The 26,401-nt window shown below is 44.6% G+C and carries 24 protein-coding genes; 12 read left to right on the plus strand and 12 right to left on the minus strand.

What is annotated here, in order from left to right:
* Positions 1-84: 84 nt before the first annotated feature.
* From ACOCLE_RS11215 to ACOCLE_RS11225, 3 genes are all read right to left on the minus strand, one after another.
* On the minus strand, positions 85-1,083 hold the full coding sequence (locus tag ACOCLE_RS11215; RefSeq protein WP_419536767.1) for a hypothetical protein: 999 nt from the start codon (positions 1,081-1,083) through the stop codon (positions 85-87).
* Positions 1,084-1,188: 105 nt separating this feature from the next.
* Positions 1,189-1,806 carry a hypothetical protein gene (locus ACOCLE_RS11220; protein WP_419536768.1) on the minus strand — a complete coding sequence of 206 codons (618 nt, stop codon included), beginning with the start codon at positions 1,804-1,806 and terminating at the stop codon, positions 1,189-1,191.
* Between the two features lie 137 nt (positions 1,807-1,943).
* Entirely contained in the window at positions 1,944-3,224 is a 1,281-nt protein-coding gene (locus tag ACOCLE_RS11225) for an ISKra4 family transposase (RefSeq protein ID WP_419532972.1), read from the minus strand.
* Positions 3,225-3,546: 322 nt separating this feature from the next.
* Here ACOCLE_RS11225 and ACOCLE_RS11230 point away from each other — a divergent pair, with 322 nt between their 5' ends.
* Positions 3,547-4,464 (plus strand): LysR family transcriptional regulator, encoded by a 918-nt coding sequence (locus ACOCLE_RS11230; RefSeq protein WP_419536769.1) that lies wholly within the window; start codon positions 3,547-3,549, stop codon positions 4,462-4,464.
* An 11-nt stretch (positions 4,465-4,475) separates the two neighbouring features.
* Here ACOCLE_RS11230 and ACOCLE_RS11235 read toward each other — a convergent pair whose 3' ends face one another.
* The 3 genes from ACOCLE_RS11235 to ACOCLE_RS11245 form a co-directional block, all read right to left on the minus strand.
* Positions 4,476-5,276, minus strand: coding sequence for a M23 family metallopeptidase (locus ACOCLE_RS11235; protein WP_419536770.1), 801 nt, complete (start codon positions 5,274-5,276; stop codon positions 4,476-4,478).
* A 342-nt stretch (positions 5,277-5,618) separates the two neighbouring features.
* Positions 5,619-6,221: a menaquinone-dependent protoporphyrinogen IX dehydrogenase gene (gene hemG, locus ACOCLE_RS11240; RefSeq protein WP_419536771.1), complete on the minus strand. Its 603-nt coding sequence runs from the start codon at positions 6,219-6,221 to the stop codon at positions 5,619-5,621.
* 191 nt (positions 6,222-6,412) lie between these two features.
* The gene (locus ACOCLE_RS11245) at positions 6,413-7,015 is read right to left on the minus strand and encodes a DJ-1/PfpI family protein (protein WP_066017301.1); all 603 of its coding nucleotides are present in this window, start codon (positions 7,013-7,015) and stop codon (positions 6,413-6,415) included.
* A gap of 286 nt (positions 7,016-7,301) precedes the next feature.
* Here ACOCLE_RS11245 and ACOCLE_RS11250 point away from each other — a divergent pair, with 286 nt between their 5' ends.
* Positions 7,302-8,345, plus strand: coding sequence for a transposase (locus ACOCLE_RS11250; RefSeq protein ID WP_419536772.1), 1,044 nt, complete (start codon positions 7,302-7,304; stop codon positions 8,343-8,345).
* A 128-nt stretch (positions 8,346-8,473) separates the two neighbouring features.
* On the plus strand, positions 8,474-8,956 hold the full coding sequence (dps, locus tag ACOCLE_RS11255; RefSeq protein ID WP_419536773.1) for a DNA starvation/stationary phase protection protein Dps: 483 nt from the start codon (positions 8,474-8,476) through the stop codon (positions 8,954-8,956).
* 146 nt (positions 8,957-9,102) lie between these two features.
* Here the strand turns inward: dps and ACOCLE_RS11260 are convergent, their stop codons facing one another.
* The 4 genes from ACOCLE_RS11260 to ACOCLE_RS11275 all read right to left on the minus strand — a co-directional run bounded on the left by ACOCLE_RS11260 (position 9,103) and on the right by ACOCLE_RS11275 (position 14,589).
* Positions 9,103-10,077, minus strand: a complete 975-nt coding sequence (locus tag ACOCLE_RS11260; RefSeq protein WP_066017299.1) for an ABC transporter permease — start codon at positions 10,075-10,077, stop codon at positions 9,103-9,105.
* Entirely contained in the window at positions 10,074-11,054 is a 981-nt protein-coding gene (locus ACOCLE_RS11265; protein WP_419536774.1) for an ABC transporter permease, read from the minus strand. Before ACOCLE_RS11265 ends, ACOCLE_RS11260 begins: the two co-directional genes overlap by 4 nt.
* 133 nt (positions 11,055-11,187) lie before the next feature.
* Positions 11,188-12,744: an ABC transporter substrate-binding protein gene (locus ACOCLE_RS11270; RefSeq protein ID WP_066017298.1), complete on the minus strand. Its 1,557-nt coding sequence runs from the start codon at positions 12,742-12,744 to the stop codon at positions 11,188-11,190.
* Between the two features lie 96 nt (positions 12,745-12,840).
* Positions 12,841-14,589 (minus strand): dipeptide ABC transporter ATP-binding protein, encoded by a 1,749-nt coding sequence (locus ACOCLE_RS11275; RefSeq protein ID WP_419536775.1) that lies wholly within the window; start codon positions 14,587-14,589, stop codon positions 12,841-12,843.
* Between the two features lie 668 nt (positions 14,590-15,257).
* On the opposite strand from ACOCLE_RS11275, the gene tnpC (ACOCLE_RS11280) reads away from it, so the two are divergent.
* The 4 genes from tnpC (ACOCLE_RS11280) to ACOCLE_RS11295 all read left to right on the plus strand — a co-directional run bounded on the left by tnpC (ACOCLE_RS11280) (position 15,258) and on the right by ACOCLE_RS11295 (position 19,488).
* On the plus strand, positions 15,258-16,763 hold the full coding sequence (gene tnpC, locus ACOCLE_RS11280; RefSeq protein WP_419532963.1) for an IS66 family transposase: 1,506 nt from the start codon (positions 15,258-15,260) through the stop codon (positions 16,761-16,763).
* Between the two features lie 484 nt (positions 16,764-17,247).
* Entirely contained in the window at positions 17,248-18,057 is an 810-nt protein-coding gene (gene thiM / locus ACOCLE_RS11285; RefSeq protein WP_419536776.1) for a hydroxyethylthiazole kinase, read from the plus strand.
* A complete protein-coding gene (ubiT, locus tag ACOCLE_RS11290) occupies positions 18,054-18,596 on the plus strand; it encodes a ubiquinone anaerobic biosynthesis accessory factor UbiT (protein ID WP_419536777.1) in 543 nt (180 codons plus the stop codon). The genes thiM and ubiT overlap by 4 nt, the downstream gene beginning before the upstream one ends.
* A gap of 376 nt (positions 18,597-18,972) precedes the next feature.
* On the plus strand, positions 18,973-19,488 hold the full coding sequence (locus ACOCLE_RS11295) for a glycosyltransferase (RefSeq protein ID WP_419536778.1): 516 nt from the start codon (positions 18,973-18,975) through the stop codon (positions 19,486-19,488).
* Positions 19,489-19,731: 243 nt separating this feature from the next.
* Here the strand turns inward: ACOCLE_RS11295 and ACOCLE_RS11300 are convergent, their stop codons facing one another.
* On the minus strand, positions 19,732-20,622 hold the full coding sequence (locus ACOCLE_RS11300) for an IS982 family transposase (protein WP_419536779.1): 891 nt from the start codon (positions 20,620-20,622) through the stop codon (positions 19,732-19,734).
* A gap of 423 nt (positions 20,623-21,045) precedes the next feature.
* Between ACOCLE_RS11300 and ACOCLE_RS11305 the strand changes: the two genes are divergently transcribed.
* Complete coding sequence (locus ACOCLE_RS11305) at positions 21,046-21,309, plus strand: hypothetical protein (RefSeq protein ID WP_419536780.1); 264 nt, start codon at positions 21,046-21,048, stop codon at positions 21,307-21,309.
* 190 nt (positions 21,310-21,499) lie between these two features.
* Here ACOCLE_RS11305 and ACOCLE_RS11310 read toward each other — a convergent pair whose 3' ends face one another.
* On the minus strand, positions 21,500-22,780 hold the full coding sequence (locus ACOCLE_RS11310) for an ISKra4 family transposase (protein WP_419532972.1): 1,281 nt from the start codon (positions 22,778-22,780) through the stop codon (positions 21,500-21,502).
* Positions 22,781-22,794: 14 nt separating this feature from the next.
* On the opposite strand from ACOCLE_RS11310, the gene ACOCLE_RS11315 reads away from it, so the two are divergent.
* The 4 genes from ACOCLE_RS11315 to ACOCLE_RS11330 all read left to right on the plus strand — a co-directional run bounded on the left by ACOCLE_RS11315 (position 22,795) and on the right by ACOCLE_RS11330 (position 26,387).
* Complete coding sequence (locus ACOCLE_RS11315; protein ID WP_419536781.1) at positions 22,795-23,649, plus strand: 2OG-Fe(II) oxygenase; 855 nt, start codon at positions 22,795-22,797, stop codon at positions 23,647-23,649.
* Between the two features lie 111 nt (positions 23,650-23,760).
* The gene (locus tag ACOCLE_RS11320; protein ID WP_419536782.1) at positions 23,761-24,444 is read left to right on the plus strand and encodes a hypothetical protein; all 684 of its coding nucleotides are present in this window, start codon (positions 23,761-23,763) and stop codon (positions 24,442-24,444) included.
* A 63-nt stretch (positions 24,445-24,507) separates the two neighbouring features.
* Entirely contained in the window at positions 24,508-26,013 is a 1,506-nt protein-coding gene (gene tnpC, locus ACOCLE_RS11325; protein ID WP_419536783.1) for an IS66 family transposase, read from the plus strand.
* A 137-nt stretch (positions 26,014-26,150) separates the two neighbouring features.
* Entirely contained in the window at positions 26,151-26,387 is a 237-nt protein-coding gene (locus tag ACOCLE_RS11330) for a hypothetical protein (protein ID WP_419536784.1), read from the plus strand.
* Positions 26,388-26,401 lie beyond the last annotated feature (14 nt).

The following is a 26,401-nucleotide window of genomic DNA, read 5'->3' on the forward strand; positions in this document are numbered from 1 at the left end:
GGCGGAGTACCCCCATGAGGGGTGTAGAAACAGCACCATCATGATGAGCTGACGCAACACTGGAAGCAGAGCTTTTCTCATAGATCAGAACTTCCAACTGTCGGGAGTGCCTACTGAAACGGCATATACCTTATTGCGCTTGAGGTATTCTTTCCCCATCGCTTCCAGCTTTTTCTTAACGCCTTCGGCGTCCGGGTCACCTTTCTTCCAGATATACATGACACCGGAACCACCTTCCTGCTTAGGCGTTACCTCACCAGAAGCAATAGGGATATCCAGGCCATCGTCACTGAGGAACAGAACAACTGGCTGTTTGATGGCGAACCCCTGGTTGATACCGGCATCAATAGCAAATCGACCATTACGGTAGTTGGTGACACGCCCACCCACGGGGTAGTAATCCATCGTTCTATTTACCAGCACCTGAATGGCTTTCTGCGCCGCTTCTTTATAGGCTTCCTGCAATTCATTCTGTTTTCGATAATCAAAACCACCGAGGTATTTACCCTCGATTGCAAAGAATCGCTTGGCTGGCATGTTATGCCGAATGGGCTCGAATGAGTGAATAATCTGTCCCGTAGAAGGATCGACTATTTTTGTGGTGACCAGACTTCTAAAAACAATTTCATTGTGATCACTTTTTTTCTTAATAACTGACCCCAGAGAAATAGAAGACTGAAGCAAAAATTCTGGGTTTAACTGATTCCCTATTTCAATTGCACCTTCCATACGGGTATTTTCTGCCTGAAAAGCCACTTCATAATCGCAGGCATCACAGTTTCTGGTCAACACTTCAAAACGTTTGGTACGGGCTAATTCATTTTCTAATAACTTAGCAATAATGCCATTATCAATTTCAGTAATCAGTGCATCTTTTTCAAAATTCAGGCGATCAATGTAGGCAGAAATACGAATTCGGTTAAATGCACGCACATCGTAGTTTCCCGGCAACTCGATATTACGGCTATCCATCAATGCAGAGCTATCTACCTTTTCGATTTTCGAATTGGACTCTATATCAGCTTCTGTATTTATTTTCAGGCCTCCAGTGGTTTTACAGCCCACCAGAGTAACCGCCAACATTATAGTGAGAAATGACTTTTTCATTTTTCTGATCTTGAGAAAAGTGGAAGGCATCTATGGTCACAATATGAGAGAATGTTGTGACCATAGATGTGATGCATAAACTTATTGTGCACTTCTAAAAGCAGAAACCACTTTGTAATTGGTATAAGCAGAGATGATCGTGTCATTCAGATAATCAATCTGCTCTATGGTCAAAGCCAGTTTGTTTTTCTCACTCATCATTTCCTTAAAACCAACACCGCTGACCATGTCTGAAGTATTCATGGACTTAAACATGGCAATATTTTTCAATGCCACTTTAGCGGCGTCACCAAGACTGCCCATGATTTCATTGCCCATTGTTGAACTATTGAAATCATCAATCACTTTACGGTCCTCCATGGTCAGAGCATCGTACACTGCACGCTTATCTTCATCGGACTCTGCAGCTTCTACTGCTGAAAAGTAATTACCGAGCACTGGCTCATTAATTAATTGATTAATATAGTTTTCATAAGCCGGTCTGGCTGCCAGAAATGCTGTATTAACAGCCGTACGAATGATTTCAACATCCTCAATAAGTGATGGTTCATAAGTTCCACCATCCACAATTGACTGTGTATACAGTTCCTGACCTTTTGTTTGTAACGCATTATAAGAAACTGCCTCAGAGCTTCCTGAAGTTGCACAACCAGTAGTCAGGGCAGCAGCAACAACAACGGTCAGAATACTCTTTTTCATATGAACCCCTATGAGAATCAATCACTCAACTTTAAAAATTGTTATGCAAAGCAGGTGTTAGCCTGTGCATATTTTGAGAGCACTTACTTTTTAATGATTATTTTCTAATCGGGTGCTCTCTCAATTTGATAACTGACTCATAGGTTAGCTTCAACCTTTCCAGTCATGAACTCAGACCAAAGTTGTTCCCAGCGCCCCTTACTCTGGATCAGTGCTCTTGTTGTCAAAAGCACTTCCGCTCCTGTTGCTTTCCACCTCATTCCAGAACCACATAATCGTTGCTTTACCAGAGTCTTACAAGCCGCTTCAGTAACTCCTGAACCTATTGGCCAATGGCGTTTAAGCGCCTGATGATAATTCATTAACTGGTGATTGTTTGTAAAATAGCTCACAGCTTTGTAGCGCTTCTCTGTCAGTGCGATTGTCTTTTTCGGGAGCTCGGCTGATTCAATTTCCTGAAGGATTTTTTTGGCTGCTCCACGCTTGTTTTTCAAACTATGTAGCCTGTCTTCAAGCCACTGGTGTCGCTTCGCCTTACTGGTTGGAAACAGTGCTTCCGCTGCTCCAGCTAAATATTCAGATGCATGATAAAAATCGAGTATCTGCCCAGAGGTATGTTGTTTCAAATAACTCCAGTTTTCTCTAGCCCCGTCAGCTACCCCGATGTATGTGGCATTTGGGTAGAGTCGTTTTAGATCTGCAATCTCCTCGTCGAGCTTGCTCATAAAGCTTTGTTTACCATACTCTGGCGAACTGGCTGTATATATCGTGTGGAGCCTGTCTCCATCTGCAGAATATAGGCTCAATGTCCCACACATGGCTTCCCTCCAGCCTTCTTCACAAAGCAGCATGCAGGTTCCATCCAGACCAATGGCTATTGTTTCAACAGGCTCTTTTAGTGGAGGAAGGTGGTAGTGAGTGTCTTGCTGGTCTTCAATTAATGCACCTACTCTGTCCGATAAATGCTTGATATAAGAATTTGAAAGCGTCCTTTGATGGTTGGTCTCAAAATCTTCTTTTACCGCAGGCGCTGGCATCTGGCTGTATTTCCAGGCGATAGACTTGGCAAATTTGGGGGTAGCTGAACCAATAATACCGGCACGAAGATCAAGTGCTGCCAGAGTACTGCCACCTCTGACACCCTGATATACGGAGCGCTCCAAAGGTATACGACCGTATAAGGTTTCATAGTGCTTAAGAACCTTTCCTTTGTAGTTCCACTTCTGCTGATTAACGACGATAGGTTCTTTATTGGGTGATTCAAATAGCCCCAATAACTCTTTTGTTCCAAGCTGCCCGGCTTCATTGAGTGCACGCTGTAAACTATCTTCAAGATTCAGCATGTTGCCTGAATCTATAGAAACTTCAATTTGCAAAACGATGCTTTTGGTAGAGCTGGAAATAACAGAAGCGGGCATGACAGTTAACTATTATGAGTGGTGTTCCCATAGTAGCTGTGAAAATAGAGCACTATTGTTTCAATCATTCAGAGAGAGCACCCTTCTAATCAGAAATTGTGTATACACCAATGGCAGGGCAGATTTAATCAGCCACTTTCACAATGCATACCCATCTCTATAAACCAGTGAAAGTAATGGTATAGAAAACCAAAAACAGATAAAGTCACTTGTTCTTATAGCTCCTTAACCTGCAGTTAAGAAGCTGTCTTTTTGATAGGGAATCACCGAATAAACTTAAGTGACAACCCTTGCATAAGAGATATTCTCACCAAGGCAGTTAATGAAACCATCGCAATTAAACATCAATCTGCTGAAAATACTGGACACACTGCTTAAAACACGAAGCTCTGCCGCAGCGGCCCGAGAGTTACACATATCACAACCGGCGGTCAGTAAACATCTGGCAAATCTCAGAGAACACTTTCGCGATCCATTACTGATACGAAGTGGTGGCAGCACACGGCTGACGCCCAGGGCAGAAATACTCAGCAAAGAAGCATCCGACACCCTGGCCAGAGTCTACTCTTTGTTCAGTAACACAGCTGAGAGTAATGATCTGCCCACATTGAATCTTCGAATTGCCAGTAGCAATCAGATTCTGAACACCCATCTCACCAAAATTATTAGCAGTTCAGACACTGTGGATCAGAAAATATCTTTTACGTTCCTACCCATTGATGATCAGGTTCAAGAGAAGATGGACATGGGGGAAATTGATCTTTATCTGGGCCTATTACCGCTGCTAAGTAATATTCAGGTTACGGAAGTTCCATTAAGGTCAGTTCAAATTGAGTGCCTGATGTCAGAAAGCCACCCACTGGCCAGACAAACCAGTGAAGCACTTACTGTTGAAGAGCTGCAATCTTACCCAATGGTCTCTATCAGTACGGGGTTCAGCGCTTCTGTTCAGTGCCAGCAATACTTTCAACAAGCTGGAATCGCTCCAGATTATCATTTTTTCTTTCAAGAGCTTGAACCTGCCCTGGCGCTGATAAATGAAACAAATACATTGCTGATTGCCAGCCTTGAGGCCGCAAGATGGTACTCTATCAGCAAGTCGATTGTTGCTCGTAGACTACCTGGAACACCTCCTACGGCGAAGGGAGGGATTTGCTGGCCATCCTACTGGGAAAGCAGCACGACCCACCGGAAAATCCGTGAAAAAATTATTGCCCTGGCTGGTGGACAAAAGAACTAAGCTTCTGCATTCTATGGATCCCCATGAGTGAGCAACGCAGGATCAAGCCGCTTATCAAACCAGTTATAACGCCAGTCAAGATGTGCCCCGGTAACCCGGCCAGTAGCCCCCACTTCACCGATAACCTGCCCTCGTTTAATAGTTGTACCGCCTTTCACAGAAACTTTACTGAGGTGGAGAAAACTGGAGAAAAGGCCATGACCATGATCAATAATGATCGTACCACCGGAATAGTAGAGGTCTGAGTCCACCAGCCGCACGATACCATCCGCTGGTGCCGCGACCGGTGTGCCGGTGGGTACGGCAATATCCAGACCATAGTGGGGACGTCCCGGTTTACCGTTATAAACCCGTTGACTGCCGTAGACACCACTGATGCGTCCTTTTACCGGCCAGCCAAAGCCGTTAAAAAAATCTTCCTGGTCCGTATCTGGAACTCTGGCTTCACGTACCTGTTCAGCTTCTTTGCGGATACGTGATAGCACCCTTTCATCCGGTGATACGTATTTTTTGGCAACCCCTGTTAACCGCTGAATATTATACTCCCTCGGTTTCAGGGTTAAATAAAATCTCTTCAGCTCGCCACTGGCAAAATGTTCTGTATAGAACTGCTCAAGTTTCGCATCACGACCAAAGCCAAGAATAAAGCGCCCATCTTTCGCTACTCTGACTTCCTGGTCGTCGTAAACTATCCGACTCCCCGGTGATGCATGACCGACAAAAATACCTCCGGGTGTCAGCTGGCTCTGCAAACCTTCTGCATTCACCATCAAAGAAAACGCCAGAAGAAAAAAACCGGTAGCGAGATGCATTGAAACTTTCTCCTTTTATCATCCTGCCCAGCAATAAGTATCGGCATTTTGACTTTTAATAAAACAGTCACGTAGGCTATGAAAATCAACTGAAAAGAGAAGAAAAAGAAACAGCAGGTCGTGACCGACCACTTAAGACTATACTAACTATCAATAACCTATTTTTTGGAGGGATAATATGCACAAATCAGCGCCCAACTCCAAAAAAATCAAACTGCATCATCATAACAAGAACAGGACGTCATTATGGATTTTATAATTCTGGGAACAGCCCTCACCATGCCTATAATCTATGGCTTTAGCATCCTCTTGTCACTAGTCACAGATAGTGAACCCTGTTTATCAGATACTAGTGACTGAAGTCTCTTTAACCACCACTCTTTCATAAGTCGCCATCGGGCGGCTTATGTTCTGAAAATCCTGTCCTAACTGTTCTGCAAAAGTCTTAACCCGCTTCCAGTCTGTAAACTCAGTATTCTGAGTAATGTCGGTAGGACCATCAGTCAGTTTCATAATTAACCGGATCATCTGCTTATCCACCCAACGGTATTGCGTGTACAACAGCGCACCAGCAAACACCTCTACCCGATCAGGAGTCCATGAAATCTGTTTCAGGAATTTCTGCAGATAACGGTTGTTATGAGGATCCCGTCGTGCAGGCTTTCGAGCTGTCAGGTTAACGGAAAAGAAATAGCTCGGAATGGCTGCCAGCAGGTCACTGTATTTCTTAATAAACTGGTAGCATTCGTTATGGTGCTTGCCATAGCGAATTGAACAACCAAGAATGACACCGTCATAGGACTCAAGAGAAAAGCCGTTGTTCAGATCAGCAATAGAGCTGACAAACGTCTCATGACCAGCCTGAGTCAGGCAGTAACTAATTCTTTCAGCAATTTTTCGGGTCTGACCTTCACACCCCTGGTACAACAACGCTATACGGGACATATCTGAATAAGTTGATCATCATAAAGCCATTATTTGAGCAGATAATAACCAATTTATAAGTCAGTATTGTTAACACAGATCAACAAAGCAGCGAATAGAAAGCACTTCTTTGTACAGTTACTTATGAAATAAAAAGACCACTTGTATCTATAACCAAGTGGTCCTTTCTTAATGCCCTGAAGGAATCAGGCTTATTCTGCGTAAGGCCAGCCATCGTAATCAATATGCAGAGCCTGCCAGCGGGCAGAGCCTTTTTCCGTACCCTGACCAATCAAGTGCTCTGCCACAATAAAGGCAAAATCAAACACTACGCCCAGCCCCTTGCCGCTGATAAACTGGCCATCCACAACGACTTTCTGATCAACATGAACGCCGTCATCAAAGTTCTTATAAAGGTTTGGACCAGAAACGTACTTGTGCTTACCAAACAGACCATTCGCAGCAACGACTTTAGCGCCTGAAGAGCAGAGTGGGCAGATGTACTTACCCATTTCAATGTGGCGCTTCAGGAAATCGATCACCATTGTATTGCTGGTCAGGTTGGCGGTCCCCTCAGGACCACCTGGCATCATCACAGCGTCGTAATTCTCTTCAAACTTCTCGCTCAGGGTGAAGTCTGCAGTGATGTTCACTTTAAAGTAACTATTGAGCTTTACTTCATCTTTGCAGGCCAGAACATCCACATTGATATCCAGACGACGCATGATATCAATAAAGGCAACGGCTTCTGCCTCTTCGAACCCATCTGCCAGCAAAACAGCAACACGCTTGCTCATCGCTACTTCTTTGATCATGATTTTTCTCTTCTACCTATACGAAAGAAAACGGTAACAAATTTAGAGAAAGACAAGAGTATCACAAGGTTATGAAAGCAATAAATGAGAAACAAAGAAAGATTTACAAAAATGACGCATAGGTAGACATAAGACAATAAAAACCAGCCTGGAGCTTCATTGCTGTGACTTACTCCCATTTTTGTACAAACTGATATTTCTCTCCTATTTTCTTCTAATATAGGACTTTCGCATTGACAGGCAGCTGTAAAAATTGCTAGATCAGCAAAAAATAGCGGATGTCGTCGTGCGTAGAAAGATAACAAGACCTACAACATCTGGGTGTGATTTGCCGAAATATACAGGGTTTCTATTGTGTGAGCCGAAATCAGCAACCTGTACTCGCCTTAGTGAGATCGGAGATATGTCACACCACAGCGTTAACCGTTTTCTACAACGTGAAGACTTTGCTCCCAATGACCTTTTCATGGAAGTAGCCGCAAGGCTGATTCTTGATGGGGGCACGCTATCGGTTGATGATACGGTGCTGGATAAGCCGTACAGTAACTACACGGCATTCATCGGCTATCATTACTCGGGCAAGCATCATAAAGCCGTCAAGGGCATTAATCTCATAACGCTCTATTACACCGATATCAAAGGCTATAGCCTTCCTGTCAATTTCCGTATCTATGACTCTGCGGACGGAAAGTCCAAAAATGATTATTTTCTCGAGATGCTGAAAGAAGTACTTGTATGGGGCTTACGACCTGCATTTGTTACGGGGGATTCCTGGTATAGCAGTGCCGCAAACCTGAAGACTGTGAAAAACAACGGTCTGGGTTTTATGTTTGCCGTTAAAAGCAACCGTACTGTTTCTATCCAAAAGGGTGACTACCAACAAGTGCAGAGCCTGGAGATTCCTGAAGAGGGAATAACCGTTTGGCTACGTAATTTTGGTTCTGTGCGTTTGTACCGGACGCGGCTAAAAAACGAGCTGCGCCATTACGTCGTCTACACACCCCATGCTGGATCAGAGGTATCACCACAGGTAGGCTTTAATGAACTTCACCTGCACCATTGGGCGATCGAAGAGTATCACCGGGCGCTGAAACAACTCTGCAGTATTGAGCGCTTTCAGGTGAGAGGAAAGCAGCAGGTCAGGAACCATATTTTTGCCTCTATCTTTGGGTATGCCTGCCTTCAGGCCAAGAAAGTATCTGAATCTCTCAGTAGCATCTATCGCGTTAAGAATGATGCGCTCAAGGATGCTATTTGGGACTTCATTAAGAGCTTCTCTGATGGTAAAGACTGGCTGAGACCATCTTTTATCAGAGCTGTCAATGCGTAAGTTCTATAATAGTTTGCCAGGCTATCTGTCCACTGTCTTATGGATCAGAAATTTATCAACTGTTGCTGGCAGCGCCCCTATCCATTGTCATGAATTCCCCGGGGAAAAGTAGTAACTGGAGTCACACCATGTCCCATACTTACGAAACCTTGCCTGAAAATGTTAAGCAATATTCCGCACAGGAGCTTCAGAAGCTCCTCTACAGTGCCATTGATCTGAACATGCAGATCAAAGAGTCTCACTGGACCATGGCAGGCCGTGAGTTTCTTTCTGTTCACCGATTGTTTGATGAAGTTGCAGAGGTCATCGAAGATACCGTTGATGATATTGCCGAGCGAATCGCCCAGCTCGGGCATAAACCGGAAGGCACTCTGCAGAAGGTAGCGGAAAAAAGTTCGCTGCCCACATACCCAAAATCATTCAGTTCAATTGATGAACACATTGAAGTAATTGGTCAACGCCTGGCCTTTGTGACCAGCCAGGCACTGCAGGCCATGGCCAATATGGAAGAGAATGGAGACCCTATATCTGTAGATCTTCTAACTGCTAGAACACGGGAGATTGATAAGCTAACGTGGCTGGTGGAGTCACACCTGCCGCAGAAAAAGTAATCGTCCCTAATCCATAAAAATACAAAGGCACAAAGACTTTTGCGCTCTACTGATATAAGTAACAAGCAGAGCCATTATTTCTTTGTGCCTCAATGTCGTTGTGGCTGCATCCTTTTAGCACGATAACGAACAACTCATATAAGTAACTAACCCTTATATAGCTTTGGATTCAGCACATCTCTCAGCCAGTCACCCAGAAGATTGAGTACCAGCACCAGAACCACCAGTACAACCCCTGGAATGACCGTAATCCACCAGCTGCCAGAGAAGATATACTCAAAACCACTGGAAATCAGCGATCCCAGTGAAGGTTGCGATACCGGCATACCAAGCCCCAGGAACGACAATGCTGCCTCACTGATGATCGCATTAGCAATCTGCACCGTAGAGATCACCAGGATAGGCGACAGTGTATTCGGCAGAATATGCCGGAACATAATACGTCCGGATCCAAACCCCATTACCCGGGCCGCCTCTACATACTCCTTCTTCTTTTCTGCCAGCACAGAGGCCCTCACAGTACGGGCATACTGCGGCCACTCAGCAATACCGATGACCAGTATCAGCATCAACATGGCCAGCTTGCTGTAGAGCTCCGATCCAAACGATGCCTGGAAAACCGCCAGAACAATAATGGCCACCATCATGGTTGAGAACGAAAGCTGAATATCGGCCACCCGCATCAAGAAGCTGTCCAAACGTCCACCAAAGTAACCAGCAGCAAGCCCCAGAACAATGCCAAGAAAAGCCTGCAACATCACAGCAAAAAGCCCAATGGCCAGCGAGATTCTCATACCATAGAGAATCGTACTGAACAGGTCCCGCCCCTGGTCATCAGTACCCAGCAGAAAACGCTCATCACCCTCTTCTGCCCAGGAAGGAGGCAGCTCAGAATCCATGATATCGATGGTCGAAAGATCGTATGGATTCGTTGGTGCCAGGATTGGAGCCAGCAGCGCAGCCCCAACAAAGAGTGCGAAAATCAGGGCACAGATCATCGCCACCTTGTCACGGGTGAAGCTGTACCAGAAGGTAGAGTTTTTGAAACGCTCCCAGCGCGTTCTTTCCCTCACCTCAGCTAATCCCTGATCAACCGGCGCGTTTGATATCAATTCACTCATTGGGCACTCCTCGCCAGTCTAACGGTCGGATTAATCAGGCCATAAAGCAGGTCTACCAGTGTATTCACTACCACGAATATGGCACCCACAACGATCAGGTAGGCAACAATCAGCGGAGTATCCACACGATTGACCGCTTCCAGAAACAGGAAGCCCATGCCAGGCCACTGGAAGACCGTCTCAGTGAGAATGGTATAAGCGACCATGGTTCCGATCTGAACACCGCCCACGGTAATAACGGGCAACATGGTGTTCTTCAGGGCATGGAGGAAGTAGATACGCGCCTTTTTCAAACCTTTCGCTTTGGCAAACTTTACATACTCGGTATGCAGGACTTCTGACATTTCAGAGCGAATCAGTCGAATAAACAGTGGCAGCATAATGCTGGCCAGTGAGATGGCAGGCAGTATCAGGTGCAACAGGCCATCTTTGGTAAACAGGCCACTCTCCCAGCCACCAATAACCGGTACCAGCTCACCCCGGCCATAAGATGGCAGCCAGCCCAGCTCAATAGAGAAAAGGTAAATACTGAAGATAGCGGTAAGAAAGACAGGGACAGAAATACCAAGAATACTGAACCCGAGAATAAGTTTTGTAAACCAGCTGTTTGGTCTGATGGCACAATACACACCCGCTGGAATGGAAACCAGAATAATGATTAAACTCGCTGCAAACACCAGCTCAAGAGTGGCTGGCATTTTGGCAAAGATAACGTCAAGCGCAGGTTCTTTGAAAAAATAAGATTGCCCCAGATCGCCCTGTAACGCTTTGCCCATAAATCTTGTGTATTGAGTGAGGAACGGATCGTTAAGCCCCATTTCATCACGCAACCTTTCACGCTCGGCTTCCGAAACCGATTGCCCTACCAGCTCCCGGAGTGGATCCCCCAGATTGTCCTGTATGGAAAAGCTGATAATGCTGATGACAAACATCACTATCAGCCCTTGCATAAGCCTACGCATTAAAAATAACAGCATAAATAACCTTCAGATGCCCATAGCCTACAAAAGCAATAGCGAACAATGCACTTATAATTGCCTGCCTTCGCAGGCCGGCAATGTCTTCAAGATCACCGAGCTGCGAAGGCTAATCAAAGAGTAATACTAAGGCTTACTCCTTGATCACCAGGTCTCCCAGGTAAGGGAAGTTCATCACGTTAACCACGTCCTTGACGGCTACGTTCTTGCTGGCACCCCAGGCAAGGTTCTGCCAGTGCAGAGGAACAAAGGCAGCTTCTTCATAAAGGGTGCGTTCAACGTCCTGCAGGATCTGTGCTCGCACTGTTGGATCCGTTTCAGAACCAGCCTTCTTAACCAGAGTATCTACCGCTTCGTTGCAGTAGTTACCGGAGTTGTACTGTCCCCAGCCGGAAACCGAATCGGCACAGGCAGTCAGGTACTCAGTAAAGTTGGCGGAATCTTCAGTGTCGGAGTGCCAGCCAATCATCATCATGTCAGCAGAACGCTCATCAAACTCAGGCCAGTATTGAGCTTTCGGCAGCGTTTTCAGATCCACCTTGATGTTGATTTTTGACAGCATGGAAGCCACCGCCTGAGCGATCTTGGCATCGTTCACATAACGGTTGTTTGGCGCCATCATGGTGATAGAGAAGCCATTTTCATAACCGGCTTCTTTCATCAGCTGCTTGGCCTTTTTCAGGTCATAGCGTGGCTGCAGGTCGTCAACGTAGCCTGCGTAACCTTTTGGTCCCTGCTGACCGGCAGGTGTCGCAAAGCCTTTCATGATTTTCTTAACGATGCCGTCATTATTGATGGCATAGTTAATGGCCTGACGAACACGCTTGTCCTTGAACGCTTCAACACGCTCCTGATTCAGCTGGAAACTGATGATACGGGTACCACCCAGTGTAACCAGGTCCGTATTGGCAGACTTCTTGATGCGGTTATGATCGTTAGGCGGTACAGGGAAGATAAAGTCCACGTCACCTGACAGCAGAGCAGCTACACGAGTTGGGCCTTCTTTAATGGGTGTAAGAACAATCTCGTCCACATTACCCGGAGATTTCTTATCCCAGTAACCATCAAAACGTTCGAAATCAACACGAACACCCTGCTGACGCTCGGTTACGATGAACGGGCCGGTACCAGAAGCATTTTTGGAGGCATAGGTGTCACCGTGCTTCTTCAGCAGAGACTTCTCCTGACCTTTACTATCCAGACCCGCATAGAACTTGCTGTCCATCGGGAAGATGTAGGTAGCAGAGTTCAATACCAGAGGGAACGCCTCTTTTGTCACCAGATCAAAGGTATAGTCGTCAACAACCTTCACGGTTTCAAAAGGCTCGAACACCGCTTTGAAGTCCGGACTGCTGACCAGTCGCTCAAAAGTCCATTTGACATCGGCAGACGTCAACGCATTACCGCTGTGAAATTTAACGCCTTTACGCAGGGTAAAGCGCATGGTCTTGTCGTCAATACGCTCCCACTTTTCAGCCAGACGCGGCTCAAACTGAAGGTTGTCATCCCAGCGGACCAGTGGATCAAACACCAGGTGAGACAACTGCAACGTTGCACCAGACAGCTGCTCATGTGGATCCAGAGATACCGGATCCGAGTCGTATGCCATTTTCAGCGTGGCGGCCTGGGCTCCTACCGCCAGTGATGCTGCCAGAATCGCACCAGCAAGCTTTTTCATGGTTTTTTTCATCGTTCCCCCATTACAGGTGTTTCACTGTTTAAAATTATTGCCACCTTCCATCCAGAAAGGTGACATACAACTCCATGTCAACAACAATCCATGCTTTTAAGAATGCGCTGCAACGCTGGATTCAATATCCAGCCCACTGCGGGACAGACTCTCAACTCTTGGCATCATATTGATCAGATGCTGAGTGTATTCATGGTGTGGATCACTGAAGATCCGGTCGGTATCCCCCACTTCAACCAGTGTCCCCATCTTCATCACACCAATCCGGTCACACATCTGAAGAATCACCGGCAGATCGTGACTGATGAACAGCATGGTCAGACCAAGCTCTTCCTGAAGGTCTTTTAACAGGTTGAGTATCTGGGCCTGTACCGATACGTCCAACGCCGAGGTTGGCTCATCACAGATCAGAAACCTGGGGCGCGTTGCCAAAGCTCTGGCAATAGAGATTCGCTGACGCTGACCACCGGAAAATTCATGGGGATACTTGACCCCTGCCGCACGTCCCAGGCCAACGTGATCCAGAAGATCGGCCACAATACTATTGATCTGGCGCTCTGATTCAGCCAGCTTATGAAAACGAATGGGCTCGGCAATGATGTCCTGCACCGTCATCCGAGCATTCATACTGGAATAGGGGTTTTGAAACACCATCTGGATCTGACGGCGAAATGGCTTACGCTGTTTTTCTGTCAGTCGGGTAATATCCTGACCAGCAAACTCAATCAATCCAGAATCCGGTGGATAAAGGCCGGCAATAACCCGTGCAATCGTCGACTTACCGGATCCGGACTCTCCTACCAGACCAAAGGTTTCACCAGGGCGCACCTCAAATGACACCTGGTTGGATGCCTGAACATAACGGCGGTTTTTTTCAAAGAACGCCGACTGGGTTTCAAAACGAAGGTTAACGTCTTTCACTTTCAACAGAGCGTTGCCGCTGATCTCTGCATTAAACTCAGAAAGACTCTCTTTCTGGCCCAGCCAGTGATTCTTCACATCAATATGGCGGCCCTGCTCTTTTTCAATGTACTCAACCCTGGGAAAACGGTGCAGTTTGATATCGGTTCTGGGCACTGCACTGATCAGGCTTTTGGTATAAGGGTGTTCGGGGCGACATAGAATCTGTTCGGTAGAACCCAGTTCCACCAGGTCCCCCATGTACATAACGGCTACACGATCCGTCACATTGGCAATAACGCCCATATCGTGGGTGACCAGAAGGCAGCCAACTTCCCTTTCCTTACAGAGCTTACGGATCAATTCGAGGATCTGATTCTGAATAGATACATCAAGCGCCGTGGTGGGTTCGTCGGCAATAATCAGCTCAGGATCGCCGGACAGAGCAATTGCAATAACTACGCGCTGTCGCATACCTCCAGAAAACTGGTGAGGGTACTGCTTGATACGTACCTCTGGCTCTGAAATTCCAACAGAGGCCAGCAATTCAATTGATTTTTCATAGGCCGTAGCTTTGTCAAGCCCCAGATTGACCATGATGGTTTCCACCATCTGAGTTTCAATGGTCAAAAGTGGGTTAAGAGAAGTCATTGGGTCCTGAAAAATAAACCCGATACGACGACCACGGATCCGGCGAATGGCTTCTCCACTGAGACCACTGATGGCCTGACCATCCAGCTTAATGTTGCCACCAGCGACCACGCCAGGAGGGCTCAGCAAGTCAATGACCGCATTTCCAACGGTGGATTTTCCGGCGCCGGACTCACCGACAAGACCCAGTATTTCCCCTTTTTCGAGGGTAAATGAAACCCCTTTGACAGCTACAGCGGTGCCATGACGAGATGGAAACTCGATGCGCAGCCCTTCTACTTCCAGTAAGGACATGCCTCCCCCTTGTGATGCTCAGTCCTGATCCTTATCGGTGATAGCTTCAGAAGGTACTTCTGAAACTCGCAAGTCATGATTCAAAGACGCAGTCGGACACCGGATAACGATGGCCCACCCACGAAGGGCAGCGCAGAGCAGCTTGACTTACGACAGATACGGTCGATACGTGATACAGCTTGACTTACGACAGATACGGTCGATACGTGATACAGCTTGTTATACCCCATAACAGCCGTCACAAATTGAATAGAATGTTCAGGCCAGGCTCATGGGTGACATGAGCGCATGGAGATTTTGTTCTTAATGCCGGGTGCGTTGACAATTCATTCAAAAAGTCAACACACTCTCACTGGTGGAGGGTATCCAAACCAGGCAGTAATTTCCTTTCAGACCAGACCACCGGGTAGGCGGAATGGACTGATACTCCAGAGAAGACGCAGGGCGAAAGCCCTGAAACAGGTTGTGCAGCCGAATGCGGCAGCGCCCGTACATCTCCATCGGGCATACGTCGACATATACATAAGCTTATGCCGACTCGTTTCGGAAAATAACTATACAGTCAGGAAAAAAAAATAAGTAACTATTCAGCACCCTTCATATAAATCTGGAATTTTCTGATTTTTCGACCATCATCTTATACTCAATTTTTCTAACAAATCTCCAGTATGGAACCAGACTTCCCAGCTACTCCGTTTACCGAAGCTCTCCTTAAAGAGAATGAAGAGCTTCGGACCGAGAATGCGCTTTTACGGGAACGTTGCAGCGAACTGGAAGAAAGGGTTAATAAAAACAGTCAAAACAGTAGTAAGCCACCATCGTCAGATGGTTATCAAAAGCCCAGTAAAAAAGGGAGTGATAAAGGTGATACATCTTCCAAAGAAGCCCCCTGCTCCTCACAGGAAACACCGAACCCCAAAAGCCTTAGACCATCTTCAGGCAATAAACCAGGTGGCCAGAAAGGTCATCAAGGCTCTTGTTTGAGACGTGTCGCCTTACCCGATTATGTCAGGCATCTGAAGGTTGAAAAATGTTGCTGTTGCCAGTCTTCGCTTATCGATATTAAACCCACCAAATACATTGAGCGACAGGTTTTTGATCCAGGTAGACCCGGAGAATTTGAAGTTACCGCGTACTGGGCAGACGTTAAAGTATGTCCTTGTGGTAAACGGAACACCGCTGAGTTTCCCCAAGGAGTGAAAGCCGCTGCTCAATACGGAGAAGTGACTCAGGCAATGGCTGTTCATTTAAACCAGTATCACTTCATCCCATATCACCGGGTGTCTGAGTATTTCAATACTATTTATTGCATGAGTGTCAGCGCAGGCTCTGTTGCCAATTTTGTTGCCTATACCCATGAGAACCTGGCCTCTACTGAGCAGAGTATCCGCGATGCTTTACAAGAAAGTCCGGTTGCAGGAGCGGATGAAACTGGCATGCGGGTTGACGGTTCACTGTGGTGGTTACACATTATGCGAGATGACCAATGGACGCTTTACTACCTCTCAGAAAGGCGAGGTTGTGAAGCAATGGATGCAATGGGCATCCTGCTGACTTTTGCAGGCATTCTGGTTCACGATCATTGGAAGTCCTACTTTGCCTATGCGGCAGTGCATGTGCTTTGTAATGCCCATCATCTGAGAGAGCTTCAGGGAGTTGTCGATAGGGATGCGAATAAGCTGGCTCTGCGGCTGATGAAATTGCTTACGCTCTCCTGGCACTTCTGCAAGAAATACAAAGCAGCCGGTCTGACTCAAATGCCTGGTGCAATACAGCTTCGCATTGAGACGATATACGACCAAATCCTTCAAAGGGCTCTCACGAAGGAAACCGCTTATATGGAAAAACAACGACAGGTGCTTGGACGTAAGAAGGTCAGGAATACCAAGGCCTACAACCTGTTCAAAAGGCTTATTGAGTTTAAGGTTGAAACGTTGCGCTTCATGTCGGACTTTTCAATTCCCTTCGATAACAATGGCAGTGAACGTGATGCCAGGATGGCCAAACTTAAGCAGAAGATCTCAGGCTGCTTCAGAAGCGAAGACGGAGGTACCATGTTTACCCGAATCCGAAGCTATTTATCATCTGCTAAAAAGCAGGGGTTGAACATATTTCAGGCGCTTCTTAAAGCGGTTCGAAATTACAACAATACGCCTTTGCTGGGTGCTGAATAGTTACGTTCAGGAAAAGGTTCTGAAGACCTTTCCGCAGGTAAAATCTGAGGTCTGACTGGATAACTGATGAGCAGAAAACTGAATAAAAACAGCAGTAGTTTCGTGATAAAAAATATCGCTAGATATAGCAAAATACAATAGCTTATAAATCCATATTTAGAACAGTTACAGGGTATAACTTCAGCATAATTACTATAAACAGAAATAGTCACTGGAAATAAAAACCATGATAACAAGTGATCTACTATTGAAATCATTTGTCACTGGTAAAGCCCCGTTGATGGAGCTCTGCCCCCTTTGTGAAACAGGACAATCCTATGAGCTGAGTACAACAGCCTCCCAGGCATATAACGTTTTTCTGAACCAGACTGAACACCCAGATCTGCCTCAGAATAAAACTTAAGCAGCTCTTAACAGTGACCAATGTCAATTCACTGTTCACCCGACATCATTATTATTGAACATGGATAAAAAGGCCTTTCCTATGCAAGAACACATTATTCATTCACTCAATGAACTGAGAGAAAATCAGCCGCTGGTTCACAACATCACCAACGATGTGGTCACCAACACAACGGCCAATGCCCTTCTGGCCATTGGTGCATCCCCGATCATGGCCCACGCCATTGAAGAAGTTGCAGACATGGTAGGCATTACCAGCAGTCTGGTGATCAACAGTGGAACGCTGACCAGCTCCAGTCTGAAAAGCATGATGCTGGCAACAGAAACTGCATCTCAACTCGGTAAACCCTGGATTCTCGACCCGGTAGGTGCAGGTGCAACCGCCTTCCGACTGACTAGTAATAAACAGCTCCTTGAAAACAAGCCATCGGTAGTACGGGGCAACGCCTCCGAGATAAAAGCCCTGTTTACTGGCGCCAATGAGGGGAAAGGAGTCGACAGCAGCAGTAGCAGTGAGTCTACTCTGCACTTTATTCAGGAAAAGGCCCGTGAACATCAGCTGATCATTGCCGTCACCGGGGCTACCGATTATGTCACCGATGGCTACGAAGTTTACAAAATCAATAACGGTCATCCTATGATGGCAAAAGTAACCGGCACCGGTTGTACAGCAACCGCCATCATTGGCGCCTTTCTTGCCATATGCGATACACCACTGACGGCGGCCGTATCAGGCCTTACCTGTCTTGGCATTGCTGGCGAACTGGCCAGCATGGATTGCCCGGGCCCTGGTTCTCTGCAACTGCGCTTGCTGGATGAGCTATACCGCCTTGATCAGGCCTCCATTCAAAAATTCGAAAAAGTGAGCAATATGAGAAGGAGCTGTCATTGAGTCTGCTGCCATCTTTTAGACTTCCTCTTCCAGGTATTAATGGTCGGGAGAGATTCAAAAAGCCAGGTATTGAGTTACTTGGACTGCCGGTAAAGCTGTTGCCAGCCACCTTGGTCAACAAGCCACTGACCAGAGCCATCAACCATATCTTCCATACGCCAATAGAAGAAGGCGATTTTGACTTTCTGGAAGATCGCTGCCTGAAAATTCACATTACCGACATAGACGTCAGCTTCTATATCAGTTTTGATGGCAGTCAGCTGACCGCTACCAGTCCACGACGCTTTGATGTTCAAATGCATGATGTTGAGTTTCAGGGTGACAGCAAAGCCTTCCTGAAGCTGGCCAGCCGACAGGAAGACCCGGACACTCTGTTCTTCCAGCGCAGCCTGATGATTGAGGGTGATACTGAACTGGGGCTTGGGGTAAAAAACCTGCTGGATAGCCTTGAGTTAGAGCAGCTGCCGATTCCTGTGCAAAAGCTGGCCCGACTGGGGCAGCAGCTACAGAAAAAGATGCCTTTAGCCAGCGCACATTAACATAAAATATGTGACGTATAATTGCTCATCCTGACTTCATAACCAAAGGATGGGCACACCTCAATCCTGATTACAAACACCTTTACTGTATATAATAGAAAGTTCTGAAAATTAAATCATGTTTGCTAGCGAAAATTTAAAACTCATTCTAAGCTACAACCCATGTTAACGGGGAAGATCTTCCGCTTGAAGTATCTTAGCAAAGCACATACGACAGATGCGCTGGTCATTAGTTAGCGCTATCGAAGGTCATGCCTATCTATTTTAATATCCTCTATATTAAGAGCACTGGCAGTTAAATCAATTTTAAAAGAGCTATACAGCCAAAGTAGAAATATCACCGAAAGTGCGGCCTGTACTTTGGAGTGAGCACATTATGCCCTATAAGGATTCTATTATCCCATATTTTAAACAGAGCCATAGTAGCAACCTCATTTCTGATTTAAATTTGAAAGAAGTTTCGTGCAATCAAAGCAGAAATAGTCCTACCAAACATGATAACGACTATAGTAAAACCATTGGTAATGAGAGTGAGGATCAACTGGCGATCATCCTTGGGTACTATAATGGTGAAGACTATATTTCCGATCAGCTTGAATCAATATTTAATCAAACGCATCCCTTTATTCACGTATTCATTTTTGATGATGCTTCCAATTCAACAGTTAATTTAGACGTTTTAAAAACCAGTCAGGTAGATTTTACAAAAATAAGCATAGGTGTAAGAGAAAGAAATATTGGTTTTGCAAAAAACTTCTTAAATGCATTAAGTGAAATTAATGAGCCTTATAACTACTTTGCTTTTAGTGATCAGGATGATATATGGCATCATAAAAAAATCCAGAAAGCTCTATATACTTTAAAAAAATACGCGATGTGCGACTTTGTCTGAAACTATCTCAAATTACTAGCCCGGATATTTCATAAACTGCCCCGAATCTCGGGCAGGACTTTGTCGCCCTAAGGGATTTTGTGAGGGAGTGCCGTACCGGGGAGTACGGTCGACCGAGCAAAACTCCCTTAGGGCGGCAAAGGACAAGCGAGAACGGGAGCACGTTTATGAAATATCCGGGCTAGCATGATGGTAAGTCCAAGTTGTATCTTCAAAATCACGCAATTATTTGCTTTCCGTTTTTTAATCTTCGGAAATAAGGTTCTCAAACTGTATTGCAGGACGACCAGCAATTATATTCAGATAAGAACCAATATTATGTGCCAGTAACTTCCGAGCGATACGTGATGTCATATGCCATCTATCTCGACAATGGCACTTTTCTATTTCAAAGCGCTCTGTCAATTGACCTATCACTGTTTCTATTCTCCGTCGTACCCGTAATACCAGCTTTACAAACGACTTCGGACGTTCATCTTGCATGTTTTTTCTCAGTGGCGTCTGAAGACCAATACCTAATTCCTGACAATCAGCTTTAAACTCAGGCCTTATATAGCCCTTATCGCCAAGCAAGAGGCCAGAAATGGTCTCGAGCATGTCATAGGCTGCATCACGCTCATCTACGTTCGCTGCGGTCAGAGTAAAACCCACAGGAATCCCTCGTGCTTCAACCAGCAAATGCCCCTGAAAGCCATAGAACTTCTTGTCCTTGGAAGCGCAGTAACCATAACCAGCCTCAGCTTTAAAGATACGGCTCTGTGGTGCACGGGTTCTGACGACAACATCAATCGGAAAACCATCGATTAAATGGATATCTGCATTATCTGCATGCATCATCTGGACTATACGAATTTGCAGTCGTTGTTTCACATGCCATAAGTTGGCGGCCTGTTTGACAAATGCCGAGCGTGAAGGAATGTCAGGAAACAGGTGTCGCCAGTGTCGGGTAAAATACTTCCAAATCTCAGTGTCCTTATGATGCCCAAGCCATTCACCGACAACTTCCATGGTGATCGCTTCACTATCAGTGAGCTTTGGTGGAAACCCTCGAAGTCGCAGTGGTACAGGAAAAAGCTCTTTTACCAAATCGTCGATCAAGCAGTAGACTGTAGTGATAAACTCTTCAACGGGCATGACTGAAACCTTCTTTGCTTTCTACTGCTTTTAATAGCAGAAAGCAGGATCAGTCATGTCTCCTTATGCAAACCTAAAAGTCGCACATGGCGTAAAAAATACCCCCATGATCACCCCACACTCTATTGTGCAAGAACAGAAATAACCGAAGAAACGTGTAATATAACCGTTGGAAACTCTCCCCTATTTACAAAACCTCCTTCATTTGCCAATGCTCTTGTGCAGAGTATCGCTGGGGGTAATACTATGGTGTTTAACAAAGCAGCTCGTGACCTTATAGTCGAGTCGTCATATAATACAGAGATTGTGTCACATGATTGGTGGTGTTACCAAATCATATCGGGGGCTGGAGGTACCGTTATTTACGATAGAGAGCCTTGCCTGAAGTATAGGCAGCACTCGAAAAATCTAGTTGGTGCAAACATGAGTTGGAAGTCACGTATTATTCGCTTACACGGTTTGCTGAAAGGTCGGTTCCGCGACTGGAATGACATAAATATTTCAGCGCTTGTAAAAAACAAGGCACTGCTCACCCGTCAAAATCAGGCTAATCTTGAGAATTTTATAAAAGCCCGTAACTCAAGTTTTTTCAGAAGACTTCTTTTATTTATTCGTTCTGGAATCTATAGGCAGACACTTTTAGGCAACCTTGGATTACTCTTAGGTATAACCATCAACAAAGTTTAGAATCATTAATTCTATGAAATCCCAAATATTAAGGATGTAGACGACTCCTGCTTACCTGACATATTCAACAATCACAGCCCGCGATCAATGTTCAAAGACCTCAACCCCCGCCCAGAACCTCGTTTCTATTCCAATAAAATGGACATGGTGCACACATGCAATAGGGTGCTCTCTCAATTTGATAACTGACTCATAGGTTAGCTTCAACCTTTCCAGTCATGAACTCAGACCAAAGTTGTTCCCAGCGCCCCTTACTCTGGATCAGTGCTCTTGTTGTCAAAAGCACTTCCGCTCCTGTTGCTTTCCACCTCATTCCAGAACCACATAATCGTTGCTTTACCAGAGTCTTACAAGCCGCTTCAGTAACTCCTGAACCTATTGGCCAATGGCGTTTAAGCGCCTGATGATAATTCATTAACTGGTGATTGTTTGTAAAATAGCTCACAGCTTTGTAGCGCTTCTCTGTCAGTGCGATTGTCTTTTTCGGGAGCTCGGCTGATTCAATTTCCTGAAGGATTTTTTTGGCTGCTCCACGCTTGTTTTTCAAACTATGTAGCCTGTCTTCAAGCCACTGGTGTCGCTTCGCCTTACTGGTTGGAAACAGTGCTTCCGCTGCTCCAGCTAAATATTCAGATGCATGATAAAAATCGAGTATCTGCCCAGAGGTATGTTGTTTCAAATAACTCCAGTTTTCTCTAGCCCCGTCAGCTACCCCGATGTATGTGGCATTTGGGTAGAGTCGTTTTAGATCTGCAATCTCCTCGTCGAGCTTGCTCATAAAGCTTTGTTTACCATACTCTGGCGAACTGGCTGTATATATCGTGTGGAGCCTGTCTCCATCTGCAGAATATAGGCTCAATGTCCCACACATGGCTTCCCTCCAGCCTTCTTCACAAAGCAGCATGCAGGTTCCATCCAGACCAATGGCTATTGTTTCAACAGGCTCTTTTAGTGGAGGAAGGTGGTAGTGAGTGTCTTGCTGGTCTTCAATTAATGCACCTACTCTGTCCGATAAATGCTTGATATAAGAATTTGAAAGCGTCCTTTGATGGTTGGTCTCAAAATCTTCTTTTACCGCAGGCGCTGGCATCTGGCTGTATTTCCAGGCGATAGACTTGGCAAATTTGGGGGTAGCTGAACCAATAATACCGGCACGAAGATCAAGTGCTGCCAGAGTACTGCCACCTCTGACACCCTGATATACGGAGCGCTCCAAAGGTATACGACCGTATAAGGTTTCATAGTGCTTAAGAACCTTTCCTTTGTAGTTCCACTTCTGCTGATTAACGACGATAGGTTCTTTATTGGGTGATTCAAATAGCCCCAATAACTCTTTTGTTCCAAGCTGCCCGGCTTCATTGAGTGCACGCTGTAAACTATCTTCAAGATTCAGCATGTTGCCTGAATCTATAGAAACTTCAATTTGCAAAACGATGCTTTTGGTAGAGCTGGAAATAACAGAAGCGGGCATGACAGTTAACTATTATGAGTGGTGTTCCCATAGTAGCTGTGAAAATAGAGCACTATTGTTTCAATCATTCAGAGAGAGCACCCATGCAATATGTAAAAACTTTAGAGTTAACAAAATCTAAAATCATGAATTACCATAATGCCAAACCATTCAGGCACCTAATTATAGATAATTTTTTCACAGAAAAAACAGCAAAAAAATTATGCAGATCTTTCCCCGATTACAATGAGGATATATGGCATATTTATAACAATGCAATAGAAAACAAAAAAACAATTAATAATTGGAATATTTTCAATGATATCCAATATAACATTTTTACCGAAATGAATAGCTCAGAATTTGTAAATTCATTATCTAAACTTTGTGGCTGCAATATAATTGCTGATCCAGGGCTTCATGGGGCTGGCTTGCATATTCATGGTGATGGAGGAAATCTAAACCCTCATTTAGATTACTCTTTACACCCAAAAACCAAGTTACAAAGAAAAATAAATATCATTGTTTATATTGAGGAAGATTATAAGGAAAGCTTTGGTGGGCAACTAGGATTTTGGCAGCACTGTTCAAAAAGTAAGATATATGGAAAACTGATAAAGGAGATAACTCCTGCCTTCAATAGATGCGTAATTTTTGATACAACCCAAAACTCCTGGCATGGCATGTCAAAACCTTTAAGGCTTCCATCAGGGAAGTACCGAAAAAGCATTGCCATGTATTACATGCAGAAACCTGCTACAAATGTTGAAACTAGAAGCAGAGCTTTATTTGCCCCCCGGAAAGACCAAATGAATGACTCAAAAGTTTTGAGTCTTATAGAAAAAAGATCAAATGAAGCTACTGTGAGCGAAGTGTATGAAGATCACTGATTTTTTTTATTACTAATCAAAGAGATCATAAAGAAAATAGCTTTACTGTATTCAATTATTTCAGACCTTTTTTTTAAGATCAGAAATATTAAAATATCAAAATCTTATTTAATGAATGGAGATTTAAAAAGTGAGAGCACACATATTTTAATCTACGCTACGTACCTTGCCGAGAATAAAAAAAACATAATAAATTATCACCTTAATATATTTAATAGTATATTTGATGAAGTTGTACTTATAAATAACTCAGATGATTTCAAAACAGCACACAAATTGACAAAAGATTTGAAGGCCAGCGTTATAATTAATCGCTACAATTCCGGACGTGATATTGGAGCCTATAAAGAGGGGTATTCCTATATCTACAATAAAATTGATTCATTAGCTTCGTTAAAAAAAATCACATTTATAAATGACTCAATAATAATAGTTGACAGAAATTTACTAGATTTATTTTCTAAAATAGAACTATTTGGGTGTAGCTATCATGGTAGTACGTATGCTCTCTCACCTTATTTTCACGGTCAGAGTTTTCTTTTCTCTTTTTCAATAAACCTATTCAAGCGCCATGAAATCAACGAGTTTTTCAAATATTATCGATTAGTGAATTCTAGACATAATGCTGTTTACAAAGGAGAACTAGGTCTATTTAAAGCAATACAATCTACCAATTGTGAGACAATTTTCAATTATGATCCATTAAATATTTTCACCCTAAAAGATAATGAATACTCTTCATTCATCGAGAAGATTCCTTTAAATATTCGTAACTATTCAGCACCCTTCATATAAATCTGGAATTTTCTGATTTTTCGACCATCATCTTATACTCAATTTTTCTAACAAATCTCCAGTATGGAACCAGACTTCCCAGCTACTCCGTTTACCGAAGCTCTCCTTAAAGAGAATGAAGAGCTTCGGACCGAGAATGCGCTTTTACGGGAACGTTGCAGCGAACTGGAAGAAAGGGTTAATAAAAACAGTCAAAACAGTAGTAAGCCACCATCGTCAGATGGTTATCAAAAGCCCAGTAAAAAAGGGAGTGATAAAGGTGATACATCTTCCAAAGAAGCCCCCTGCTCCTCACAGGAAACACCGAACCCCAAAAGCCTTAGACCATCTTCAGGCAATAAACCAGGTGGCCAGAAAGGTCATCAAGGCTCTTGTTTGAGACGTGTCGCCTTACCCGATTATGTCAGGCATCTGAAGGTTGAAAAATGTTGCTGTTGCCAGTCTTCGCTTATCGATATTAAACCCACCAAATACATTGAGCGACAGGTTTTTGATCCAGGTAGACCCGGAGAATTTGAAGTTACCGCGTACTGGGCAGACGTTAAAGTATGTCCTTGTGGTAAACGGAACACCGCTGAGTTTCCCCAAGGAGTGAAAGCCGCTGCTCAATACGGAGAAGTGACTCAGGCAATGGCTGTTCATTTAAACCAGTATCACTTCATCCCATATCACCGGGTGTCTGAGTATTTCAATACTATTTATTGCATGAGTGTCAGCGCAGGCTCTGTTGCCAATTTTGTTGCCTATACCCATGAGAACCTGGCCTCTACTGAGCAGAGTATCCGCGATGCTTTACAAGAAAGTCCGGTTGCAGGAGCGGATGAAACTGGCATGCGGGTTGACGGTTCACTGTGGTGGTTACACATTATGCGAGATGACCAATGGACGCTTTACTACCTCTCAGAAAGGCGAGGTTGTGAAGCAATGGATGCAATGGGCATCCTGCTGACTTTTGCAGGCATTCTGGTTCACGATCATTGGAAGTCCTACTTTGCCTATGCGGCAGTGCATGTGCTTTGTAATGCCCATCATCTGAGAGAGCTTCAGGGAGTTGTCGATAGGGATGCGAATAAGCTGGCTCTGCGGCTGATGAAATTGCTTACGCTCTCCTTGCACTTCTGCAAGAAATACAAAGCAGCCGGTCTGACTCAAATGCCTGGTGCAATACAGCTTCGCATTGAGACGATATACGACCAAATCCTTCAAAGGGCTCTCACGAAGGAAACCGCTTATATGGAAAAACAACGACAGGTGCTTGGACGTAAGAAGGTCAGGAATACCAAGGCCTACAACCTGTTCAAAAGGCTTATTGAGTTTAAGGTTGAAACGTTGCGCTTCATGTCGGACTTTTCAATTCCCTTCGATAACAATGGCAGTGAACGTGATGCCAGGATGGCCAAACTTAAGCAGAAGATCTCAGGCTGCTTCAGAAGCGAAGACGGAGGTACCATGTTTACCCGAATCCGAAGCTATTTATCATCTGCTAAAAAGCAGGGGTTGAACATATTTCAGGCGCTTCTTAAAGCGGTTCGAAATTACAACAATACGCCTTTGCTGGGTGCTGAATAGTTACAAATATTCTAAAAATCATCATCAACAATATTTATACAGATCACAAAGAGCAATTCAACCAAACCATTGACAAAAAAACTAAAACCATAATTAACAATAATATTGAAACAGAGCTATTAGCAGAGCTTAAAGGAATGGTAATAGCTTATGATTTAGGCCTTTTCCTTGCCAACGCCAAGAAATTACCTTTCATCAAATTTGATTTAGTAAGAAAAAACAAAGCAGATTGTTTTGCTTACCTATCTTACTTAAAAGAAACCATTGACAATGAAAGTGTTTTTTTAACAATGCAAAATGAGCTTCTAAAAAATGGAGTATATAAAGACCTTAGAATAATAGAAAAAATCAAAATACACCTAGGCCTAAGTTAATATTTAATCCTACC

It is taken from the genome of Endozoicomonas sp. (assembly GCF_965196975.1).
In the GTDB taxonomy this organism is placed as follows: Bacteria; Pseudomonadota; Gammaproteobacteria; order Pseudomonadales; family Endozoicomonadaceae; genus Endozoicomonas.

Excerpts from the sequence above, each read along its gene's own strand:
- ACOCLE_RS11215 (WP_419536767.1), bottom strand. The coding sequence starts at position 1,083 with ATGTTGGCGGTTACTCTGGTGGGCTGTAAAACCACTGGAGGCCTGAAA.
- ACOCLE_RS11220 (WP_419536768.1), bottom strand. The coding sequence starts at position 1,806 with ATGAAAAAGAGTATTCTGACCGTTGTTGTTGCTGCTGCCCTGACTACT.
- ACOCLE_RS11225 (WP_419532972.1), bottom strand. The coding sequence starts at position 3,224 with ATGCCCGCTTCTGTTATTTCCAGCTCTACCAAAAGCATCGTTTTGCAA.
- ACOCLE_RS11230 (WP_419536769.1), top strand. The coding sequence starts at position 3,547 with ATGAAACCATCGCAATTAAACATCAATCTGCTGAAAATACTGGACACA.
- ACOCLE_RS11235 (WP_419536770.1), bottom strand. The coding sequence starts at position 5,276 with ATGCATCTCGCTACCGGTTTTTTTCTTCTGGCGTTTTCTTTGATGGTG.
- hemG (WP_419536771.1), bottom strand. The coding sequence starts at position 6,221 with ATGTCCCGTATAGCGTTGTTGTACCAGGGGTGTGAAGGTCAGACCCGA.
- ACOCLE_RS11245 (WP_066017301.1), bottom strand. The coding sequence starts at position 7,015 with ATGATCAAAGAAGTAGCGATGAGCAAGCGTGTTGCTGTTTTGCTGGCA.
- dps (WP_419536773.1), top strand. The coding sequence starts at position 8,474 with ATGTCCCATACTTACGAAACCTTGCCTGAAAATGTTAAGCAATATTCC.
- ACOCLE_RS11260 (WP_066017299.1), bottom strand. The coding sequence starts at position 10,077 with ATGAGTGAATTGATATCAAACGCGCCGGTTGATCAGGGATTAGCTGAG.
- ACOCLE_RS11265 (WP_419536774.1), bottom strand. The coding sequence starts at position 11,054 with ATGCTGTTATTTTTAATGCGTAGGCTTATGCAAGGGCTGATAGTGATG.
- ACOCLE_RS11270 (WP_066017298.1), bottom strand. The coding sequence starts at position 12,744 with ATGAAAAAAACCATGAAAAAGCTTGCTGGTGCGATTCTGGCAGCATCA.
- ACOCLE_RS11275 (WP_419536775.1), bottom strand. The coding sequence starts at position 14,589 with ATGTCCTTACTGGAAGTAGAAGGGCTGCGCATCGAGTTTCCATCTCGT.
- tnpC (WP_419532963.1), top strand. The coding sequence starts at position 15,258 with ATGGAACCAGACTTCCCAGCTACTCCGTTTACCGAAGCTCTCCTTAAA.
- thiM (WP_419536776.1), top strand. The coding sequence starts at position 17,248 with ATGCAAGAACACATTATTCATTCACTCAATGAACTGAGAGAAAATCAG.
- ACOCLE_RS11295 (WP_419536778.1), top strand. The coding sequence starts at position 18,973 with ATGCCCTATAAGGATTCTATTATCCCATATTTTAAACAGAGCCATAGT.
- ACOCLE_RS11300 (WP_419536779.1), bottom strand. The coding sequence starts at position 20,622 with ATGCCCGTTGAAGAGTTTATCACTACAGTCTACTGCTTGATCGACGAT.
- ACOCLE_RS11305 (WP_419536780.1), top strand. The coding sequence starts at position 21,046 with ATGAGTTGGAAGTCACGTATTATTCGCTTACACGGTTTGCTGAAAGGT.
- ACOCLE_RS11310 (WP_419532972.1), bottom strand. The coding sequence starts at position 22,780 with ATGCCCGCTTCTGTTATTTCCAGCTCTACCAAAAGCATCGTTTTGCAA.
- ACOCLE_RS11315 (WP_419536781.1), top strand. The coding sequence starts at position 22,795 with ATGAGTGGTGTTCCCATAGTAGCTGTGAAAATAGAGCACTATTGTTTC.
- ACOCLE_RS11320 (WP_419536782.1), top strand. The coding sequence starts at position 23,761 with ATGAATGGAGATTTAAAAAGTGAGAGCACACATATTTTAATCTACGCT.
- tnpC (WP_419536783.1), top strand. The coding sequence starts at position 24,508 with ATGGAACCAGACTTCCCAGCTACTCCGTTTACCGAAGCTCTCCTTAAA.
- ACOCLE_RS11330 (WP_419536784.1), top strand. The coding sequence starts at position 26,151 with ATGGTAATAGCTTATGATTTAGGCCTTTTCCTTGCCAACGCCAAGAAA.